Annotated in this window: 14 protein-coding genes and 5 tRNA genes; 17 read left to right on the plus strand and 2 right to left on the minus strand. The window is 73.0% G+C overall.

Translation table 11 applies throughout. The features are described 5' to 3' along the window. Position 1: 1 nt before the first annotated feature. Complete coding sequence (locus tag FO059_RS09840) at positions 2-958, plus strand: helix-turn-helix transcriptional regulator (RefSeq protein WP_143908394.1); 957 nt, start codon at positions 2-4, stop codon at positions 956-958. A gap of 142 nt (positions 959-1,100) precedes the next feature. Here FO059_RS09840 and FO059_RS09845 read toward each other — a convergent pair. After that, positions 1,101-1,172: transfer RNA gene (locus tag FO059_RS09845), tRNA-Val, on the minus strand. Between the two features lie 397 nt (positions 1,173-1,569). Between FO059_RS09845 and FO059_RS09850 the strand changes: the two genes are divergently transcribed. The 14 genes from FO059_RS09850 to FO059_RS09915 all read left to right on the plus strand — a co-directional run bounded on the left by FO059_RS09850 (position 1,570) and on the right by FO059_RS09915 (position 12,670). Then, a tRNA-Gly gene (locus tag FO059_RS09850) sits at positions 1,570-1,642 on the plus strand. Positions 1,643-1,665: 23 nt separating this feature from the next. Next, positions 1,666-1,736 (plus strand) — tRNA-Cys (locus FO059_RS09855). A 14-nt stretch (positions 1,737-1,750) separates the two neighbouring features. Next, a tRNA-Val gene (locus FO059_RS09860) sits at positions 1,751-1,825 on the plus strand. Positions 1,826-2,040: 215 nt separating this feature from the next. After that, positions 2,041-2,116, plus strand: a tRNA-Gly gene (locus FO059_RS09865). A gap of 161 nt (positions 2,117-2,277) precedes the next feature. Further along, complete coding sequence (locus tag FO059_RS09870) at positions 2,278-3,579, plus strand: MFS transporter (protein ID WP_268892882.1); 1,302 nt, start codon at positions 2,278-2,280, stop codon at positions 3,577-3,579. Then, positions 3,579-4,175 carry a nucleotidyltransferase family protein gene (locus FO059_RS09875; RefSeq protein ID WP_199257094.1) on the plus strand — a complete coding sequence of 199 codons (597 nt, stop codon included), beginning with the start codon at positions 3,579-3,581 and terminating at the stop codon, positions 4,173-4,175. The genes FO059_RS09870 and FO059_RS09875 overlap by 1 nt, the downstream gene beginning before the upstream one ends. Positions 4,176-4,184: 9 nt before the next feature. Further along, a complete protein-coding gene (locus FO059_RS09880) occupies positions 4,185-5,060 on the plus strand; it encodes an AAA family ATPase (protein WP_143908398.1) in 876 nt (291 codons plus the stop codon). 55 nt (positions 5,061-5,115) lie between these two features. Beyond that, the gene (locus FO059_RS09885; RefSeq protein ID WP_143908400.1) at positions 5,116-6,255 is read left to right on the plus strand and encodes a vWA domain-containing protein; all 1,140 of its coding nucleotides are present in this window, start codon (positions 5,116-5,118) and stop codon (positions 6,253-6,255) included. Continuing rightward, the gene (locus FO059_RS09890) at positions 6,248-7,363 is read left to right on the plus strand and encodes an XdhC family protein (protein WP_143908402.1); all 1,116 of its coding nucleotides are present in this window, start codon (positions 6,248-6,250) and stop codon (positions 7,361-7,363) included. Before FO059_RS09885 ends, FO059_RS09890 begins: the two co-directional genes overlap by 8 nt. 128 nt (positions 7,364-7,491) lie before the next feature. After that, positions 7,492-7,986, plus strand: coding sequence for a (2Fe-2S)-binding protein (locus tag FO059_RS09895; RefSeq protein ID WP_143908404.1), 495 nt, complete (start codon positions 7,492-7,494; stop codon positions 7,984-7,986). Continuing rightward, positions 7,983-10,385 (plus strand): xanthine dehydrogenase family protein molybdopterin-binding subunit, encoded by a 2,403-nt coding sequence (locus FO059_RS09900; protein WP_143908406.1) that lies wholly within the window; start codon positions 7,983-7,985, stop codon positions 10,383-10,385. The genes FO059_RS09895 and FO059_RS09900 overlap by 4 nt, the downstream gene beginning before the upstream one ends. Continuing rightward, a complete protein-coding gene (locus FO059_RS09905) occupies positions 10,382-11,236 on the plus strand; it encodes an FAD binding domain-containing protein (protein ID WP_143908408.1) in 855 nt (284 codons plus the stop codon). Before FO059_RS09900 ends, FO059_RS09905 begins: the two co-directional genes overlap by 4 nt. 88 nt (positions 11,237-11,324) lie before the next feature. Beyond that, the gene (locus FO059_RS09910; RefSeq protein ID WP_143908410.1) at positions 11,325-12,107 is read left to right on the plus strand and encodes an SRPBCC family protein; all 783 of its coding nucleotides are present in this window, start codon (positions 11,325-11,327) and stop codon (positions 12,105-12,107) included. 20 nt (positions 12,108-12,127) lie between these two features. Further along, entirely contained in the window at positions 12,128-12,670 is a 543-nt protein-coding gene (locus tag FO059_RS09915) for a GNAT family N-acetyltransferase (protein ID WP_143908412.1), read from the plus strand. 40 nt (positions 12,671-12,710) lie between these two features. Here the strand turns inward: FO059_RS09915 and zapE are convergent, their stop codons facing one another. Beyond that, positions 12,711-13,727 (minus strand): cell division protein ZapE, encoded by a 1,017-nt coding sequence (gene zapE / locus FO059_RS09920; RefSeq protein WP_143908414.1) that lies wholly within the window; start codon positions 13,725-13,727, stop codon positions 12,711-12,713. A 35-nt stretch (positions 13,728-13,762) separates the two neighbouring features. Here zapE and FO059_RS09925 point away from each other — a divergent pair, with 35 nt between their 5' ends. Continuing rightward, on the plus strand, positions 13,763-14,635 hold the full coding sequence (locus FO059_RS09925; RefSeq protein WP_233266950.1) for a pyrimidine reductase family protein: 873 nt from the start codon (positions 13,763-13,765) through the stop codon (positions 14,633-14,635). 26 nt (positions 14,636-14,661) lie between these two features. After that, entirely contained in the window at positions 14,662-16,206 is a 1,545-nt protein-coding gene (locus FO059_RS09930) for an alpha/beta hydrolase (protein WP_143908418.1), read from the plus strand. The last annotated feature ends 104 nt before the right edge of the window (positions 16,207-16,310 follow it).

Here is a 16,310-nt window from a genome sequence, read left to right on the forward strand (position 1 = left end):
CATGAGCGACACCGCTGCGCGACTGCTCCGGCTCCTGGGCCTCCTCCAGGCCCGTCCCTACTGGTCGGGGGCGGAGCTCGCGCGCCGCCTCGAGGTCACCGACCGATCGGTGCGCCGCGACATCGACCGGCTCCGCGGACTCGGCTACCCGGTGGAGTCCGCCCACGGCCGCGGCGGCGGATACCGGCTGGCCTCCGGCAGCGCGATGCCACCGCTCGTCTTCGACGACGCCAGCGCCGTCGCCGTCGCCGTCGGCCTGCGGCTGGCCGCCGGCACGGGCATCGAAGGGCTGGGCGAGGACTCGCTGCGCGCGCTCACCGTGCTCGACCAGGTGATGCCCGCCCGCCTGCGTCCCGTGGTCTCGGCGCTGGCCGGATCCACCTCCGCGCTCCCCCGCGGCCCGGAAACGGTGCGGCCCGAGGTCCTGCTGGGCCTCGCGCGCGGTGCCCGGACGAAGGTACGGGTGCGGTTCTCCTACCAGGACCGCACCGGCGCCGCATCCGAGAGGGACGTGGAGCCCTACCACGTGGTGTCGATGCACCAGCGCTGGTACTTGATGGCCTACGACCTCGCGCGCGACGATTGGCGCACGTTCCGCCTCGACCGGGTCACCGCCGACTCGCTGTACACGACGACCTTCACCTTCGCGCCGCGCCCGGCGCCCGACCCCGGCGCGTACATCCGCCAGTCGGTCCTGGGCGGCCGGGACGAGGTGCGGGCACGTGTGCGTGTGGGACTGTCCGCGGACGCGGTGCGCCGGGTCGTCCCGCAGCACGCGGCGACCGTGGAGGACGAAGCGCCCGGGCAGTCCGTTCTGACGACGAGCACAGGGGACCTCGCTTGGCTGGCATTTCAGCTCTCCACGTTCGAGGCTCCGGTCGAAGTGCTGGAACCGGAGTCCCTGCGCGCGACCATGCGCACGATGGCGGCGCGGCTGCGCGCGGCGGCGGGAGACTGACCGGCCGCCGCACGGTTCGGCGCGCAATCCCGATCCCGTGCGGATGCGAAGAAGAATCCGGTGGAACCGGAAAAGCTCCGGGTGGGCGCGAGCGGACGCGAAAAAAGAAGCGCAGGCCGTGTGGCCTGCGCTCCCCCCACTGTGGTCCCGGCTGGGTTCGAACCAGCGACCTTCCCGGTGTGAACGGGACGCTCTTCCACTGAGCCACGGGACCGCGAACGTTCCCGCATCCGCGGGCCGTTCCGAGGAGGAACACTAACACGGTCGGCTCGTGGTGGTGAAACCGCCAGGCCAGCGCGCGATCCGCCGGGGCGCGTGGCATTGCGGGGCGCACATTCGGCCGCCCGTGCCACGCCCTCCGGCACGCAAGGACTCCGGACGGGACGGGCCCAGTGGTCATCCGGAGGGCATCGGCCGGCACTGCGCACTCCGCGCCGGCCGCTCCGCATCGTGCGGCCGCTTCCAGCAGGAGTGCGCGGCCGGTCAGGACCCCCGCCGCTACGCAACGAGCACACCGTGACCAGTCGATTTGTGCATCTGCGACGCAGTCCATTAGTGTTCTCATCGCACCACGGAGAGCGCAGCCGACAGCTGGGCCTCCAACGGGGCATGCGGACGTGGCGCAGCTGGTAGCGCACAACCTTGCCAAGGTTGGGGTCGCGGGTTCGAATCCCGTCGTCCGCTCGAGAGGGTCCGCAAACCCTCGCGGTGGAGTGGCCGAGTGGTGAGGCAACGGCCTGCAAAGCCGTGAACACGGGTTCGATTCCCGTCTCCACCTCGCAGTGAGATCTGGCGCGATTAGCTCAGCGGGAGAGCGCTTCCCTGACACGGAAGAGGTCACTGGTTCAATCCCAGTATCGCGCACCACGAAGACCGGGCACCCCATCCAGGGTGCCCGGTCTTTTTGTCCTGCACACCCATTCCCCGGGTTTGTGCATCTTTCCCGTCGGGCACCACGCCCCGAATCAGGTCGCGGTTCGCGAACAGGCAGGGGCCCGCTTTGTGCACCGGCGCCCGAGTCGGCTAATGTTCTCCTCGCACCACGGAGCGTGTCGGACATCCGGCCACCGTCGGTGCAGTATGCGGACGTGGCGCAGCTGGTAGCGCACAACCTTGCCAAGGTTGGGGTCGCGGGTTCGAATCCCGTCGTCCGCTCCATCCGGAGAACCCCGCGCCACACAAGGGCGCGGGGTTTTCGCATCCCCCGGCTGTCGCGCTCCCCGCATCCCCGGACGCCGGCTCCAGGCCTACATGGACAAATGACCGACTACGCCCGGGCACTGTGACGCGCGTCGCTGCCGCGGTGGTTCAATCGACGGGTGAGCACTCCGCCCGGCCCCCTGGACACACCCCCGCCCGAGCACTCGAGAACAAATCCGCCCGCGCACGCGCCGGAGGCGGACGGCGGCACCGGCGGGTCCGGGCACGGCGGCATCCGGCGGCCGCGCATCGCCGTCTCGGTGGCGTTCGGGCTTCAGGGATTCACGCTGTCGATGCTGCTCACCCTGCTGCCGCAGTTCCGCGACCGGTTCGGTCTGGCCGACGCCGCCATCGTCGGCGTGGTGGTCCTCGCTTCGGTGATCGCCGGCGCGGGCAGCCTGCTCGCCGAGTCGCTCGCCTCCCGCACCGACAGCCGCGTGGCGCTGCGCACCGGGTTCGCCGTCATCGTCGCCGCCGTCATCGCCGTGGCCGTCTCGCCGGGGATCGGCGTGTTCGTCGCAGGCTTCGCCGTGTACGGGGTGGGGCTGGGCATGGTGGACGCTGCGACGAACATGCAGGGCGTGGCCCTCCAGCACCGTGCGGGCCGCTTCATCATGTCGTCGTTCTACGCGGCCTGGAGCGTGGGTGCGATCGCGGGCGCCCTGTTGGTGGCCGCATTCTCCGGCATGGACCTGGGGCTGCGCACCACGCTCTTCGCGGGCGTCGGCCTCGTCGCGGTCGCCGCGGCGGCCGTGTCCCCCCGGTTCTTCCGGCCCACCGCCGCCGCGGAGCCGTCCCCCGAGGCATCTGCGGGGCAACCGCGGATCCCGCTCTGGCCGTTCCTCGCACTGGGTTCCGCGATGGCGCTGTTCTACGGGATCGACTTCGCCGTGGGCAACTGGTCCGCACTGTTCATGACGGATGTGGTCCTCGCCGACTCCGGCACGGCCGCCCTGGCGATGGCCGCCTACCAGGTGGCAGCGCTGATCTCGCGGCTCACCGGCGATCTGTGGGTGCGACGTTTCGGGGAGACGGCCGTGGTGCGGGCTGGCGCGGCGGTGGCGATCGTCGGGCTGGTGCTCGTGGTGGCCGCGCAGTCGGTCCCGATGGCGCTCGCCGGGTTCCTCATCGTCGGGCTGGGCGCGCCGCTGGTGGCGCCGCTGTGCTTCGGCGCGGCCGGGCGGCTGGCCCCCGGGCAGGCGGACGCCGTCATCGCCCGCATCAACCTGTTCAACTATGCGGGCACGATCATCGGCGGCGGCATGGTCGGCGGCGTCGCAGCGCTGAGCAACCTCCGGGTCGCGTTCGTCCTGCCGCTGCTGTTCGCCCTGGTTCTCGCCGCGTTGGCGCCGGCCTTCCGCAGGCGGAGGGGGACGCCGCGCGCGTCCTCGGCCGCGTCCGGCACCCGGGCCGCGCCGTGATGCGCGCCGCCGGGGTGCTGCTGGCGGCGGGGCGGGGCGACCGTTTCGGCGGGCCCAAGGCGCTCGCCAGGCTCGACGGCGAGCCGCTGGTGGCACGCGCCGTCCGGGCGCTCACGCAGGGCGGATGCGCTCCCGTGTTCGTCGTGCTCGGGGCCGGAGCCGGACAGGCGGCCGCTCTGATGCCGCCCGGCGTGCAGGCGGTAATCGCCGACGATTGGGAGTCCGGCGTCTCCGCGTCCCTGCGCGCCGGCCTCCGCGCCGTTCCTGCAGGCGCCGATGCACCGCAGGCGGCGCTGATTCATCTGGTGGACCTGCCGGACGTCGGGAGCGACGTCGTCACCCGGATGCTGGACACGACCACCCGGGAACCCCGCGGCGTGCTGGCGCGCGCCACCTACGCCGGGCGGCCCGGCCATCCCGTCCTCGTCGGCCGCCGGCATTGGGCCGCGCTTCTCGCCGCCGTGCACGGCGACCGCGGCGCCGGCCCCTGGCTGAGCAGCCGCACCGACGTGCAGCCCGTCGCTTGCGACGACCTCGCCACCGGCGACGACGCGGACACTCCCGATGCCCTGCGGCGCCACGGACGGGTCACCTAGGCTCGCACCGTGACCGACCCTCGCTCGCCCACGGAGCTCGCGGAAGCCCTCGATGCCACCGGCTACCTCGCCGGCGAAGGCCTGTCGGTGGCGGCGTTCCTGGCGCTGCGGCTCCAGCGTCCGCTGTTCTGCGAAGGCGAGCCCGGCACCGGGAAGACGTCGCTGGCCACCGCGCTGGCCGAGGCGTTGGGTCTGCCGATCATCCGGCTGCAGTGCCACGAGGGCATCGACGCCGCCCAGGCCCTCTACGACTGGGACTTCCCGCGGCAGCTGCTGCATCTGCGGACGCTGGAGGCGGCGGGCGACCTGGACCCCGACGCGGCCGAACGTTCGCTCTACACCCGGCGTTTCCTGCTTGCCCGGCCGCTGCTGCAGGCGCTGACGGATGCGCCGTGCGTCCTGCTGATCGACGAGGTGGACCGCGCCGACGACGAGTTCGAGGCGTTCCTGCTGCAGGTGCTCGACGAGAACACCGTCTCGATCCCCGAGTACGGCGAGGTGCGCGCGGCCACTCCGCCGTTGGCGGTGCTCACCTCCAACCGCACCCGCGACGTGCACGACGCCCTCAAGCGCCGGTGCCTGTACCACTGGCTGGACCACCCGGACCTGCCCCAGGAGGTGGCGATCTTGCGGCGGCGCATACCCGGCATCGACGAGGCGCTCGCCTCCCAGGTGGCCGCCGCGGTGCAGGCGCTGCGGCGGATGGAGCTGCTCAAGCCGCCCGGCGTCGCCGAATCGCTCGACTGGGCGCGCGCACTGTCCGCCCTGGGCCGGGACGCGCTCGACGCGCAGTCCGCCGCGGATACGCTCGGCGCGGTGCTCAAATACCGCGAGGACCTCGACAGGGTGGCCCGTCAGGGACTCGACTCCATCCTCGCCCGCTGACCTCTCCCGGCACCGATCCCTCCCCTCTTCGCCGCGCACGGGTGACAATGCACACATGGGCTGTGAGGGACGATCGGCCGAGCCGCTTGCGGGGGCCGTCGGCTTCGCGCGAGTACTGCGCGCGGCGGGAGTGCCCGTGGGCACCGACGCCGCCGACCGCTACGTGCGCGCGCTGGGGGCGGTGGAGCTGGCCGACCGGCGTCAGGTCTACTGGGCGGGTCGCGCCGCACTGTGCCGGGGCCCCGAGGACATCCCCGTCTACGACCTGGCCTTCCAAAGCTGGTTCGGTGACGCTCCCCCGCCCGTCGCGGCGCGCGGCGGGCGCGTCCGCGAGGCCCGGATCGCCGGGCTCTCCCCCGCGTCCCGGGGCAGCGCCGACCGGAGGGACGACGCCGACGGGGACGCGCTGCACGTCGCGGCCGGCGACGCCGAGATCCTGCGCCACCGCGACATCGCGGAGCTGACCGCGGCCGAGCGTGCCCACCTGGACCGGATGCTGGCCGGGCTGCGCGTCGCACCGCCGACGCGGCCCGCCCTGCGCCGGCGGCCCTCCCGCACGGGCCCGGTGGACCCCCGCCGCACGCTGCGGCGCACCCTCGCCGCCGGGGGCGAGCCCGTCCGGCCGGACCACCATCGGCGCGCCCGCCGCCCGCGGCGCGTGGTGCTGCTGATCGACGTCTCGGGTTCGATGGGGCCGTACGCCGACACGCTGCTGCGCTTCGCGCACGCGGTCGCACACGGGCGGACCGCCCGCGGCGGCCGCACCGACACCGAGGTGTTCTCACTGGGCACCCGCCTCACCAGGCTCACCCGCGCGATGCGCTCACGCGATCCGGAGACGGCATTGGCCGCGGCGGGCCGCGCCGTCCCCGACTGGGCTGGCGGCACCCGGCTGGGCGAAACGCTCGGCGTCTTCCTCGACAGGCACGGACGCCGCGGCCTGGCCCGGGGTGCGACGGTGGTCGTTTTCTCCGACGGATGGGAACGCGGCGACGCCTCCCTGCTGGGAGACCAGGTGGCCCTGCTCCACCGGCTCGCCCACGCGATCATCTGGGTCAACCCGCACGCGGGCGCTGCGGGCTACCGGCCCGTCCAGTCCGGGATGGCGGCCGCCCTGCCGCACGTGGACCGACTTCTGGCCGGGCACAGCCTGGCCACCCTGCAGCGGCTGCTCGTGGAGGTGCGTGATGCGTGACGTGATGGACGAACTGGACCGGCGGTACCGCGCGGGCGAGCCGGTGGGCCTGGGCACCGTGGTGGGCACCTTCAGCTCGTCGCCGCGCGATCCGGGCGCAGCCATGCTCGTGGCGCAGGACGGCACGGTCACCGGCAGCGTGTCCGGCGGGTGCGTCGAGGGGGCGGTGTATGAGCTGGCCGAGCAGGCCATCGCCGACGGCACCCCCGTCCTCCAGCGCTACGGCGTGTCCGACGAGGACGCGTTCGCGGTGGGTCTGACCTGCGGCGGCATCATCGACATCTTCGTCGAGCGCGTCGACACGCGGAGCTACGCCGAGTTGCGCGAGGCCATCGACGCGGTGCGCGACGAGGTGCCGCTCGCGGTCGCCACCGTGACCGGCCATCCCGATCCCCGGCTGATCGGGCGCCACATGCTCGTCTACGACGACGGCGCCACCGGGACTCTCGGATCCCGGCGCGTCGACGACGCCGTCGTCGACGACGCCCGCGGACAGCTCGACAGCGGCCGCTCCGGCACGCTCCACTACGGGCCGGACGGTCAGCGCCGCGGCGAGGGCCTGTCGGTGTTCGTCAACGTGTTCCGGCCGCCGCCGCGGCTGCTCGTGTTCGGCGCGATCGATTTCGCCGCCGCCATGGCGCGCATCGGCGCGTTCCTCGGCTACCGGGTGACGGTGTGCGATGCGCGGGCCGTGTTCGCCACCCGCACCCGGTTCCCCGAGGCCGACGAGGTGGTCACCGACTGGCCGCACCGGTACCTGGCCGCCGAGGCCGAGGCGGGGCGCGTGGACCGCCGCACCGTCGTCACGGTGCTGACGCACGACCCCAAGTTCGACGTGCCGCTGCTGGAGGTGGCGCTGCGGCTGGACCTGGCCTACGTGGGCGCGATGGGTTCGCGGCGCACGCACGACGACCGGCTTTCGCGGCTGCGGGAGGCCGGCATGGCCGAGGACGAGCTCGCCGCGCTGAGCTCGCCGATAGGCCTGGACCTGGGCGCACGCACCCCGGAGGAGACGGCGGTGGCCATCGCCGCCGAGATCATCCAGCTGCATTGGGGCGCCGCCGGCGCGCGCCTCACGCATTCGGACGGCCCGATACACGGCGCGTGACCGGGGCGGCCGGCGGCCGGAAGGCGCGGGCGCCCCGCGAATTTCGCCGATCCGGTTGTCCTCCGACCCGTTCCGGGGAAGAGTTGGGCAGTGACACTCCTCACACCCGCGTCAAGCCGGAGGTTTCCATGCGCATCTCTGTTGTGGTCGACGGCACCAGATACACCGACGATGTGGAGCCGCGCACCCTGCTGGTGCACTATCTGCGCGAGCGGATCGGCAAGGTCGGCACCGTGTCCGGCTGCGACACCAGCAACTGCGGCGCCTGCACGGTGCATCTGGACGGGCGCAGCGTCAAATCCTGCTCGGTGCTGGCCGTCCAGGCGGACGGGCATGAGGTGACGACCATCGAGGGGCTGGCGCGCGACGGACGGCTGCACCCGGTGCAGGAGGCGTTCCACGAGCATCACGCTCTGCAGTGCGGGTACTGCACGCCGGGCATGATCATGCAGTCCGTCGACCTGCTCGGCGAGAACCCGGACCCCGACGAGCAGGAGATCCGTGAGGGGCTCGAGGGCAACCTGTGCCGCTGCACCGGGTACCAGAACATCGTCCGTGCGGTACAGGATGCAGCGGGCCGCATGCACGAACAATCCGCCGCACGGTCGGGAGGTGCCCGATGACCTCCGTCGCCGAACCCGAGGCCCACTCCGGCGAGATCGGCCGGTCGCGTCCACGCAAGGAGGACGCGCACCTGATCACCGGGCGCTCGCGCTGGACCGCCAACATCACGCTGCCGGGCATGCTGCACATGGCCGTGCTCCGCAGCCCGCTCGCCCACGCGCGCATCACCGGCATCGACGTCTCCGAGGCGCGCGACATGCCGGGTGTCGTCGCCGTCTACACCGGCGCGGACCTGGCGGAGGAGCAGGGCAGCCTGCCGTGCGCGTGGCCGATCACCCCGGACATGCTCACGCCGCCCGCGCCGTCGCTGGCCGTCGGCACGGTCAACTTCGCCGGTGACGCGGTGGCCGTCGTCGTCGCCCGCAGCGACTACGAGGCGCACGACGCGCTCGAGGCCATCGACGTGGACTACGAGGACCTTCCCGTGGTGCTCGACCTCGACGAGGCCGCGGCGGACGGCGCTCCTCTCGTGCACGAGGACCTCGGTACCAACGTCTGCGCCACGTGGACGTTCGACTCCGTGGAGGCGGGCACCGGCGACGACGTCGACCAGGCCATCGCCGAGGCCGAGGACTCGCCCGACCACATCGTGGTGCGCCGCACCCTGCACCAGCAGCGCCTGATCCCGGCGTTCATGGAGCCGCGGGCCGTCGTCGTCGACCCCACCGCCGAGCAGATCACCATGTGGTCCGCCACGCAGATTCCGCACATCCTGAAGCTGATGCTGGCCATGACGTTGGGCCTGCCCGAACACAAGCTCCGCGTCATCGCCCCCGACGTGGGCGGCGGCTTCGGCGGCAAGCTGCAGGTGACGCCGGAGGAGGTGCTCACGCTGCTCGCCGCCCGGCGCCTGGGCAAGCCGGTCAAGTACGCCGAGTCGCGCAGCGAGACCATGCAGGCCGCACATCACGGTCGCGCGCAGGTCCAGCGGCTCACGGTAGCCGCCCGCCGCGACGGCACGCTCACCGGCCTCAAGGTGGACCTGCTGGCCGACATGGGCGGATATCTGCGGCTGATCTCCCCGGGCATCCCGGTGCTCGGGGCGTTCATGTACAGCGGCATCTACAAGATCCCCGCCTACCGTTTCACCTGCAGGCCGATCTTCACCACCAAGGTCCCCACCGACGCCTACCGGGGCGCCGGCCGCCCGGAGGCCACCTTCGCCATCGAGCGGATGATGTCCGAGCTCGCGTTCGAGCTGGGCATGGACCCGCTGGAGGTGCGCGAGAAAAACTGGATCGCGCACGAAGAGTTCCCCCACACCACGGTCGCGGGACTGACCTACGACACCGGAAACTACGAGGCCGCCACCGGCAAGGCCCGCGGGCTGTTCGACTACGACGCGCTGCGCCGCGAACAGGCGGAGCGGCGGGAACGCGGCGACGCCGTGCAGCTGGGCATCGGGGTATCCACCTTCACGGAGATGTGCGGGCTGGCGCCGTCGCGGGTCCTCGGCTCCCTCGACTACGGCGCCGGCGGCTGGGAGCACGCCTCGATCCGCATGCTGCCCACCGGCAAGGTCGAGGTGGTCACCGGCATCTCCCCGCACGGCCAGGGGCACGTCACCGGCTTCAGCCAGCTCGTGGCGGACCGGCTGGGCGTGCCGTTCGAGGACGTGGAGATCATCCACGGCGACACCCAGTCCTCGCCCAAAGGCCTCGACACCTACGGCTCCCGGTCGCTGACCGTCGGCGGCGTGGCCGTCGCACATGCTGTGGACAAGGTGATCGCGAAGGCACGGCCCATCGCCGCACACATGATGGAGTGCTCCGAGGACGACCTCGACTTCGCCGACGGCGGCTTCCGCGTGCGCGGCACAGACAAGTCGGTGGCGGTGACCGACGTGGCGCTGGCCGTGTTCGCGGCGCACGACCTGCCCGACGGCGTCGAGCCCAACCTCGACTCGCAGGTCACCTACGATCCCGAGAACTTCTCGTATCCGCACGGCACCCACCTGTGCGCCGTCGAGGTGGACACCGACACGGGCAGGGTGGGGCTCCGCTCGTATGTGGCGGTCGACGACGTCGGCACCGTGGTCAACCCGATGCTCGTGGAGGGGCAGGTCCACGGCGGCCTCGCCCAGGGCATCGCGCAGGCGCTGTTCGAGGAGGCGACCTACGACGAGTCCGGCACGCTGCTCAGCGGCTCGTTCGCCGAGTACCTGCTCCCCTCCGCGGCGGACCTCCCCTCGTTCACGACCGACCGCACCGAGACGCCCGCCACCAGCAACATCCTCGGCGTCAAGGGCGTGGGCGAGGCCGGGACCATCGCATCGACTCCGGCGGTGGTCAATGCGGTGCTCGACGCCGTCCGCCACCTCGGGGTCAAGGACATCGACATGCCGTGCACGCCGATGCGTGTGTGGAAGGCCATCCAGGAAGGCGCAGGTGCACGATGATCCCCTCCGCATTCGACTACACCTCCCCGGAGACGCTGGACGACGCGCTGCGCGCCCTGGCCGACGCCGGCGACGACGCCAAGATCATCGCCGGCGGCCAGAGCCTCATGCCCGTGCTGCGCCTGCGCATGAACGACCCGGCGGTGGTGGTGGACCTGGGGCGCATCCCCGAGCTGCGCGGCGTGCGCGACGACGGCGACGCGCTGGCCATCGGGGCGATGACCACCCACCACGACGTCCTGCACGACCCGCTCGTGCGCCGGCACGCGCTGCTGCTGGCGGAGGCCGCGGCCACCGTCGCGGACGCGCAGATCCGGCACCGCGGAACCCTGGGCGGGGCCCTCGCCCACGCCGACCCGGCCGGCGACCTCCTCGCGCCCGCGCTCGCCCTCGACGCGACGATGACCGTCGCCGGCCCGCGCGGGCGCCGGGAGGTCCCCGCGGGCGAGTTCTTCGAGGATCTGTTCACCACCGCGGTGGCGCCCGACGAGATCCTCGTCGAGATCCGCGTGCCCAAGCACACGGGGTGGACCGGGCACTACGAGAAGTTCAACCGCACCGCGCAGGCCTGGGCGATCGTCGCCGTCGCAGCCGCGCTCGAGGTGTCCGACGGGCGGATCTCCGAGGCCCGGGTGGCGCTGACCAACATGGCGTCCGTCCCCCTGCGTGCACGCGGGGTCGAGGAGGCGCTGGTGGGGCGGCCGGCCGACGCCGCCACGATCCGCGAGGCCGCCGCCCACGCGGGCGAGGGCACCCGCCCCACCGCCGACGGCAACGCCGACGAGCAGTACCGGACGCACCTGGCGGAGGTCCTCACCGCACGAGCGGTGACCGCCGCCGCGGGCGTGTGACGCGCAAACGTCGATCCCGCGGGCACGTCCGGCGCAGGACGGTCGGCATACCCGCACACATCATCGTGCTGTAAAAGGAGGAGTCGCAGTGGAACTCGAGCACTCATTCACCGTGCCGGCGTCGGTCGACGACGTCTGGCAGGCGCTGCTCGACCCCGAGCGCGTGGCGCCGTGCATGCCCGGCGCCGCCCTCACCGGGGTGGAAGGCCAGACGTTCAAGGGCAAGGTCAAGGTCAAGCTGGGCCCGGTGGCGATGCAATACAAGGGCACAGGCGAGTACATCGAGACCGACGAGGCCACGCACACCGTGGTGATCAAGGCCTCCGGGAAGGACGCCAAAGGCAACGGGACCGCTGCCGCCACCGTGACTCTGAAACTCACCGGCGACGGGCAGCGGACCACCGGCGCCTCCACCACCGACCTCACCGTCACGGGGAAGCCTGCGCAGTTCGGCCGGGGGATGATCGCGGAGGTGGGCGGCAAGATCCTCGAGCAGTTCGCCGCCAACCTGGGCGACTCCCTCGCCGGCTCGGAGGAGCCGGGCGCTGCGGCCGGAGGCGCCGTCGACGAAGGCGCTGCGGGCGCGGCGGACGGCGGCACCCCGGGCGGCGTGGGGGCCTCCAGCGGCGAAACGGCGGCGTCGGGAGGCGGAGGCGCAGGCGGCGCGGCGGCGCCGCTTTCCACCGCGGACGGCGCGCGGCCCACGGTCCGCCCCACCGCCCCGCCGCCTCGGGAGGCGGAGGCGCTGGACCTGTCCGAGTTCGCCCGCGGCGCGGTGCTCAAGCGCGCCCTGCCGCTGATCGGCGTCGGCGCCGTGGCGGCATTGATCGCGATCATCGTGCTGCGGTGCCGCGGATCGGACGACGACTGACGAGTGCCATGATGGCCTGCATGGCACTGCAGGCCGATTCCGGAATCGTCCGCGCCGGGCCGGCGCACGCCCACGAATTGGCCGCGCTGGCCGCGGCGACGTTCCCGCTGGCGTGCCCACCGGGCGTCACCGCAGCGGACGTCCGGGTCTACGTCGACCAGAACCTGTCCGCCGCCAGGTTCACCGGATATCTGGCCGACCCGGAACGCACCCTGCTCCTTGCGCGCGACGGCGGCGGCGCCATCGCATACGCGATGCTGATCCACACCCCGCCCGCCGACCCGGCCATCGCCCGGCTCATCACGCGGTTCCCTGCCACGGAGATCAGCAAGTTCTACGCCGCGCCCGCCGCACACGGTACCGGCGTCGGGGGCGCGCTCATGCGGGCCGTGCTGGAGTCATGCCGCGCCCGGGGCGACGCCGGCGCCTGGCTCGGCGTGAACCAGGAGAATGCGCGGGCGCAGCGTTTCTACCGCAAACACGGCTTCGCCGTCGCGGGCACCAAGACGCTGCAGGTCGGCGCGGGCGTGCACGACGACTATGTGATGACACGAGCGGTATAGCGGCGGTCATACTCCCCGCCGACGCGCTCGGCTCCGCGGCTCAGCCCGCCGAGGCGACGCTGAAGCGCGAGAGCGCCAGCAGCCTGGAGGTGGCACGCAGGTACTTCTTGCGATAGCCACCGGCGAGCATCTCCTGCGTGAAGATCTCGTCGAGCCGGGCGCCGGCCACGGTGACCGGGACCCCCGCGTCGTAGAGGCGGTCCGCGAGGACCACCAGCCGCAGCGCCACCGCCTGGTCGCGGGCAGCGTGCACGCCGTCGATGAACACCGCCGGCACCCCCTCCACCAGATTCTTGAACCGCGACGGGTGCAGCTTGGCCAGGTGGTCGCACAGATCGTCGAACCCGTCCAGGCTGGCGCCGTCCGTTGCCTCGGCCAGTTCATGCAGGCGCTCCGAGGTCACCGGTTCGGGCGCAGGGGGCAGGTCGCGGTGGCGGTAGTCGGGCCCGTCCACCCGGATCGTCTGGAAGATCGACGACAGGCTGCGGATCTCGCGCAGGAAATCCTGGGCGGCGAAACGCCCCTCCCCCAGCTGGCCGGGCAGCGTGTTGGAGGTGGCGACGATCGACACCCCCTGGGCGGAGAGTTCGGTCAACAAGCGCGAAATCAGCATCGTGTCGCCCGGGTCGTCCAGCTCGAACTCGTCGATGCACAGAACGCTGTGCCCCGAGAGCTGCTCGACCGCGTTGTTGAAGCCCAGCGCGCCCACCACATGGGTGAGCTCGACGAACGTGCCGAACGCCTTGGGCGACGGGGCCGCGTGGTAGACCGACGCCAGCAGGTGGGTCTTGCCGACTCCGAAGCCGCCGTCGAGGTAGAGCCCCGAGCCGGCCGTCGTCTTGCCCTTGCGGCCGAACAGGCCCCGCTTGCCCTTCTTGTCGCCCAGCGCGCTCGCGAACTTCTCGGCCGCCTGCACGGCCTCGGTCTGCGACGGCTCCGCCGGGTCCGGGATGTACGAGGCGAAGCTGACGTCATCGAACATCGCCGGCGGCGTGAGCTGGCCCACGAGCTGGTCCGACGGGACCTGGGGGTTGCGGTCGACGAGGTGCTGGAGCATTACGGCAGTTTAAGCGATGTGATGTGATCGACCCCGTGCACCGTGACAGTAATGCGACCCAGTTCACAGCCCTGGACGTCCGGGCCGACGGTGCCGACGGCCTCCCGCGCGGCGGCGCGGCACCGGCCGCCGGCCGCATCTCCGCCGACGGGCTGGCCGCGCTGTACGCCTACCCGGAGACGACCGGCCCCTGGTTGCGGATGAACTTCATCACGAGCGTCGACGGCGCCGTGGCCGTCGACGGCCGGTCCGGAAGGCTCGGCGGCCCAGGAGACCGCCGCGTGTTCGGGCTTCTGCGCAGCCTGGCCGATGTCATCGTCGTCGGCGCCGGCACCGTGCGCACCGAGAACTACGGCGGCGCGCGGATCCCCGCCGCGATCCGGCGACAGCGCGCCGCCGCGGGCCGGCCGGAGACGCCTCGCATCGCGGTCGTCAGCGCGTCGGCCCGCATCGACGCGGGGCACCGCGTCTTCCACGACACCGCTGTCCCGCCCCTCGTGCTCGTCTCCGCGTCGGCCGACCCGGCCCGCGTCCGCGCATTGTCGGGGGCGGGCGCGGAGGTCGTGGTGCTCCCGGAGCGCCCCGGCTCGTCCGGCATGGCCGGCGGAGCATCGTCCGCCGCTCCACGGCCCGACGTCGCCCGCATCGCGCCGCTGCTGGCCGGCCGCGGGCTGCCCCGAGTCCTGTGCGAGGGGGGGCCCAACCTGGCGGGCCAGTTGCTCGCCGCAGGCGCGGTGGACGAGCTGTGCCTGACGCTGGCTCCGATGCTGGTCGGGGGCAACGCGCCGCGCATGGCGGTGGGCCCGGCCGCGACGCCCGCGTCGCTGTCCCGCCGGCACCTCCTGGCCGACGACGACGGCGCGTTGTTCACCCGCTGGACCGTGGCCAGGGACCGGGGCGAGCGGTGAGCGCGAGTTACTGGCACGCTCGTGGGGTGCGTCGATCAGGCAAGTACCCGTTGACCGGGATCGCCCTCGTGGGGTTGGCGTTGTCGGGGTGCGCGGCGGGTCCGTCGATCCCGCCGGACTACGCGGTCGCCGGCCAGGCCCAGGGGTCGCCCGCCGAGCCGACCACCTCCGCGCCTCCTCCGCCTCCGCAGGCCGGGGTCCCGCAGAAGGAGCCGCGCTGGCGGCCGTGCCGCACCGACCCCACCGCGGGACTGCCGCCGGGGCCGGACGGGCTCGTCATCGAGTGCGCGACCATCACCGGCCCTCTGGACCCGGCCACCTCGCAGTCGGACGTCGGCATCGACCTGACCCGGGCACGCACCGCGGCCACCCCAGAAGATGCGGCCCCGCTGGTCTTGATGGCGGGCAGCGGCCAGTCGTCGCGCAGCGCCCTCGCCGGCCTCGCCACCGGTACGGGCGGCCCGGTGGTGGACGCGCGCCCGGTGGTCGCCGTCGACCGGCGCGGAACGGGCCCGTCGACGGACCCGGCCTGCTTCGCCGACACCGACGCCGCCGACCTCACCGCCGCCGGCCGTGGCGGCGATCCGGTCGCCCGCGCGCAGTCGATGATGGACACCGTCAACCGCGTGACCGTCTCGTGCACCGACGTGCTGCGTCCGGCCGTCGACGCCTTCGACGCCGTGCATGCCGCCTCCGACATCGACACGCTCCGCAACTACTGGGGCGTCGACAAGATCGACCTGCTCACCCTGGGCGACGCATCCGACGCGGCGATGGCCTATCAGGCGAACCTGCCCGGGCACCTGGCACGCGTCGCCATGGACTCGCCCGGCCCGTTCCGCGTCGACGCCGCGACCACCGCCGAGCGCCGGGCCCAGTCCGGCCAGGCCGCGTTCGCCCGCTTCGTCTCCGACTGCACCGCCACGGACTGCGCCGCGGGGCCCGACCCGGCGCGCACGCTGGACACCCTGGTCGCCTCGGCGCAGATGGGCCTCATCCGGGGGGTGAGCGACGGATCGGTGCTCACCGTGGTCCGCCAGACGCTGGCCGACGCCGCGCTGCCCTGGGACCGGCGGGTGGCCAGGCTCGGCGACCTCATCGGCGGGGCGGCCGGCGGCGACGTCGACACGCTGCGCGTCTTCGCCGACGCGCAGGCGATCACCAGCGGCGGATTCGTGGCCCGATGCAGCGACGCCCCGCCCCCCGCCACTCCGGACCAATCGCACACCGCGCAGACCGACTGGGCGGACAAGTACCCCGTGTTCGGCGCAGACGCCGCGGTCCGGATGCTCACCTGCTCGTCCTGGCCCTCCCACCAGGAGCCGGATCCGCCCGAGGGCTTCGACGTGCCGGTTCTGCTGTTCTCCGGCGCCGCCGACACCGTGGTCGGCGCCGGCGCGGTCGATTCGGTGTCGGCGGCGATCGCGCGCACCGGGTCGCCCGCGTCCACCGTGACCTGGGAAGGGGTGGGGCACGGGGCACTGTGGGGATCCGGCTGCGCCGTCGACCAGCTCAGCCGCTACCTCGCCGACGCCTCGATCCCCCCCGGCGGCACGGCCTGCCCGGTCTGATCCGCCCGGTCCGATCCGGTGCGGCCGGGCACCTGAGAGCCCGCGGCCGGGACCCCGCGCGCCTCCGCGCGGCCGTTTCCGACGTGCGGCCTCGGTCACGGACG

The organism is Tomitella fengzijianii (assembly GCF_007559025.1).
GTDB classification, from domain to species: domain Bacteria; phylum Actinomycetota; class Actinomycetes; order Mycobacteriales; family Mycobacteriaceae; genus Tomitella; species Tomitella fengzijianii.

What these genes read in the sequence shown, in the direction of transcription:
- FO059_RS09905 (WP_143908408.1), top strand. Translation starts at nt 10,382, where the DNA reads ATGATCCCCTCCGCATTCGACTACACCTCCCCGGAGACGCTGGACGAC.
- FO059_RS09890 (WP_143908402.1), top strand. Translation starts at nt 6,248, where the DNA reads ATGCGTGACGTGATGGACGAACTGGACCGGCGGTACCGCGCGGGCGAG.
- FO059_RS09885 (WP_143908400.1), top strand. Translation starts at nt 5,116, where the DNA reads ATGGGCTGTGAGGGACGATCGGCCGAGCCGCTTGCGGGGGCCGTCGGC.
- FO059_RS09875 (WP_199257094.1), top strand. Translation starts at nt 3,579, where the DNA reads ATGCGCGCCGCCGGGGTGCTGCTGGCGGCGGGGCGGGGCGACCGTTTC.
- FO059_RS09915 (WP_143908412.1), top strand. Translation starts at nt 12,128, where the DNA reads ATGGCACTGCAGGCCGATTCCGGAATCGTCCGCGCCGGGCCGGCGCAC.
- FO059_RS09895 (WP_143908404.1), top strand. Translation starts at nt 7,492, where the DNA reads ATGCGCATCTCTGTTGTGGTCGACGGCACCAGATACACCGACGATGTG.
- zapE (WP_143908414.1), bottom strand. Translation starts at nt 13,727, where the DNA reads ATGCTCCAGCACCTCGTCGACCGCAACCCCCAGGTCCCGTCGGACCAG.
- FO059_RS09900 (WP_143908406.1), top strand. Translation starts at nt 7,983, where the DNA reads ATGACCTCCGTCGCCGAACCCGAGGCCCACTCCGGCGAGATCGGCCGG.
- FO059_RS09840 (WP_143908394.1), top strand. Translation starts at nt 2, where the DNA reads ATGAGCGACACCGCTGCGCGACTGCTCCGGCTCCTGGGCCTCCTCCAG.